The sequence below is a fragment of the Chamaesiphon sp. VAR_48_metabat_135_sub genome, assembly GCF_031418915.1.
Taxonomy (GTDB): Bacteria; Cyanobacteriota; Cyanobacteriia; order Cyanobacteriales; family Chamaesiphonaceae; genus Chamaesiphon.
The window spans coordinates 1-3,082 of record NZ_JANOJV010000254.1; the positions used below are offsets into that span (position 1 = coordinate 1).

Genomic DNA, 3,082 nt, shown 5'->3' on the forward strand with positions numbered 1-3,082 from the left:
CCTCAACGTAACCGCGCCTACCAACGAGCAAATGATGGAACGGGCGATGTTTGCCAAAGAAATTGGTACTCCCATCATCATGCACGACTTCTTGACTGGTGGTTTCACCGCCAACACTTCCTTGGCGAAGTGGTGTCAAGCCAATGGCGTACTACTGCACATTCACCGCGCACTGCACGCAGTAATCGATCGTCAAAAAAATCACGGTATTCACTTCCGTGTTCTAGCTAAATGCTTGCGGATGTCCGGTGGAGATCACCTTCACTCCGGTACCGTTGTAGGTAAGCTTGAAGGCGAAAAAGGCATCACTATGGGTTTTGTAGACCTAATGCGTGAAAACTACATCGAAGAAGATCGCTCGCGCGGTATTTTCTTCACCCAAGATTGGGCTTCCATGCCTGGTGTATTCCCAGTTGCTTCTGGTGGTATCCACGTTTGGCACATGCCCGCGTTGGTAGAAATCTTCGGCGATGATTCTTGCCTCCAGTTCGGTGGTGGTACTGCTGGTCACCCATGGGGTAACGCTCCTGGTGCAACCGCTAACCGCGTCGCACTAGAAGCTTGTATTCAAGCTCGGAACGAAGGTCGTAACCTGATGCGTGAAGGTGGCGATGTCCTCCGTGAAGCTGGTAAATGGTCTCCTGAACTTGCTGTTGCACTCGAACTCTGGAAAGAGATCAAGTTTGAATTTGAAGCAATGGATACTCTCTAGAATTAGTGGATGGTGGATGGTGAATAGTGGATAGTGTAACTACTTATTCACAAAGCTCTATTCATATCTTCATTAATTACGGTAATGGATTGCAAAAAAGTTGCCAAAGCTACAACGAAAGTAATTTCTAGCTACTTGACTTATCAAGCGGTACAAGCTGTTTTGGAGCAGTTGACTGAAACAAATCCACCCTTGGCTCTGTGGTTACGCAGTTTCTCGGGTCGATCGATTGTTCAAGATGGCGAAGTCTATTTACTCGCACTCCTGGTCGAAAACCAGGAGTTAGCCTTCCGAATTATGACGGTAAGGGAGTACTTAGTCGAAGAAATCATGGATGACTTACCAGAAATGCTGTTTCACGAGATTAAACTCAAAAATAGTCAGCATCGCAAGCAACAGCTAGAGAAGCTATCGCAACTATCCGTTACCGAGCCACGCCTCAACTTTGAATCATCGTCTGAGTAGCAAACAAAGACGCGCCCTTAATCTCAACTATATTTAACTGTAGAGCAAGACCAAATGCAAACTTTACCCTTTGAACGTCGTTACGAAACCTTCTCCTACTTGCCTCCATTGAGCGATGCTCAAATCACCAAGCAGCTTCAGTATATGCTCGACCAAGGGTATATTCCTGGTGTTGAGTTCAGCAAGGAATCTGAGCCTACTCAACACTACTGGACACTCTGGAAGTTGCCTTTGTTCAACGCTAATACTACTACCGAAATTCTGAACGAAGTTCGCGCTTGTCGGAGTGAGTACGGTCATTGTTTCATCCGTGTTGTTGGTTTTGACAACATCAAACAGTGCCAAGTATTGAGCTTCATCGTTCACAAACCATAATAGGAAGGTGAGCTAATTATAGTTCTAAGTTATTGGAACTAATATTTATGGAGAGAGAAGGATTTCTTACCTTTTCTCTCTTTTTTTTGTTAACTAAAACTATGCGAGATTGCACATCCGACGCTCCTCATTGATTCAAATCTAATAGCGATCGAGTCAAATCTTCATGAAGTTTCTCGGCACCTGTTTTACTCGAAAACTGTTGATAAGTTTGCACCTGCAATGGTGCTCCAATTCGGATCGACACTCGACCTCGAAATCTTGGTTCGGGATGCTCGTAATGGAAACTAATCGGAATAACCTTGAGATCTAAGCCTGGTTTCAGCGATTCTGCTTGCATGGCAATCCGAGTCAAACCCTTTTTTAAGGGATGCAAAGTTCCATCGCGGAAAATATTACCTTCAGGAAAAATAGTCAGCATTTCGCCATTATGGAGCAGTTCGACACTATTACGGATACTGGCAATACTTGGTTTATTAGTATCGATCGCAAAACCGCCTAATCGACGGACAAACCAGCCTTGAACCCCTGTCATTTCATCAGCACTGACCATATATCGCGAACTTCGACCCGTGACGTATGGACCAACGGCATAGGGAATCAGCAACGGGTCCCATCTTGCCCGATGGGTGGGAGCTAAAATTACCGCACCTGTGTGGGGGATATACTCTTTGCCAATTATTTCTATTTCACGAAAAAATCCAGGGAGTAGTAGATAATTCCCGATCGGATAGACAATTTTAGTCAGCCAAGGTGAGAATCCCGATTCGATCTGTCGATTGGATTGAAGACTTGTATCAGCAGGTGTAGTCGGGGAGTTAATCATTGCCGTTGAGGGGTGTTATCGATGTCTAGATACCTATACAATTTACCCAACTAAGAGCTGATTAGTGAGATCGTTCGTGACAGTTTTTCGATTGACACCTAGAAAATTACCTAATTTTTAACGTCTGCGCTCTAATAATTGACATTCAGATGACCAAATAACCCGTAGAATAGATCGAATACTAATAGCCGACAACTCAATCGCTGCCCGATCGATTCTCTTTCGCCAGAGGCTACGCCAACGATTGCAGCGATGGCGGGAAATATTGAGAGCAAAGAAATTATGTCAGATAACAAACGCAGTCAAGCTATTACCCAAGGCGTACAACGCTCTCCTAACCGTGCGATGCTGCGTGCAGTTGGCTTTGGAGATAACGATTTTACTAAGCCCATTATCGGATTAGCTAATGGTTATAGCACCATCACCCCCTGCAATATGGGGATTAACAAATTAGCAATTCGGGCTGAGGCTGCGCTGAGGACTGCGGGTGCGATGCCGCAGATGTTTGGGACGATTACCATCAGCGATGGAATTTCGATGGGTACAGAGGGGATGAAATATTCGCTGGTATCGCGGGAAGTCATCGCCGACTCGATCGAAACCGCCTGTAACGGGCAGAGTATGGATGCTGTCCTGGCGATCGGCGGATGTGATAAAAATATGCCAGGGGCGATGATTGCGATCGCCAGAATGAATATTCCCTC

Annotated in this window: 6 protein-coding genes; 4 read left to right on the forward strand and 2 right to left on the reverse strand. The window is 45.5% G+C overall.

Annotation, left to right across the window (positions count from 1 at the left end):
• From RMO55_RS17680 to RMO55_RS17690, 3 genes are all read left to right on the forward strand, one after another.
• The coding region (locus RMO55_RS17680; protein ID WP_310428703.1) for a RuBisCO large subunit C-terminal-like domain-containing protein at positions 1-712 on the forward strand (712 nt) is incomplete at its 5' end.
• Between the two features lie 84 nt (positions 713-796).
• Entirely contained in the window at positions 797-1,177 is a 381-nt protein-coding gene (locus RMO55_RS17685; RefSeq protein WP_310428705.1) for a chaperonin family protein RbcX, read from the forward strand.
• A gap of 54 nt (positions 1,178-1,231) precedes the next feature.
• A complete protein-coding gene (locus tag RMO55_RS17690; protein ID WP_310428707.1) occupies positions 1,232-1,552 on the forward strand; it encodes a ribulose bisphosphate carboxylase small subunit in 321 nt (106 codons plus the stop codon).
• A 127-nt stretch (positions 1,553-1,679) separates the two neighbouring features.
• On the opposite strand, the gene RMO55_RS17695 is transcribed toward RMO55_RS17690, so the two are convergent.
• Together RMO55_RS17695 and RMO55_RS17700 are read right to left on the reverse strand one after the other, a co-directional pair.
• Positions 1,680-2,378 (reverse strand): 1-acyl-sn-glycerol-3-phosphate acyltransferase, encoded by a 699-nt coding sequence (locus tag RMO55_RS17695; protein WP_310428709.1) that lies wholly within the window; start codon positions 2,376-2,378, stop codon positions 1,680-1,682.
• 131 nt (positions 2,379-2,509) lie between these two features.
• A complete protein-coding gene (locus RMO55_RS17700) occupies positions 2,510-2,653 on the reverse strand; it encodes a hypothetical protein (RefSeq protein WP_310428711.1) in 144 nt (47 codons plus the stop codon).
• Positions 2,654-2,660: 7 nt separating this feature from the next.
• On the opposite strand from RMO55_RS17700, the gene RMO55_RS17705 reads away from it, so the two are divergent.
• Positions 2,661-3,082, forward strand: a 422-nt coding sequence (locus tag RMO55_RS17705; protein WP_310428713.1) for a dihydroxy-acid dehydratase, incomplete at its 3' end; no start/stop codon positions are given.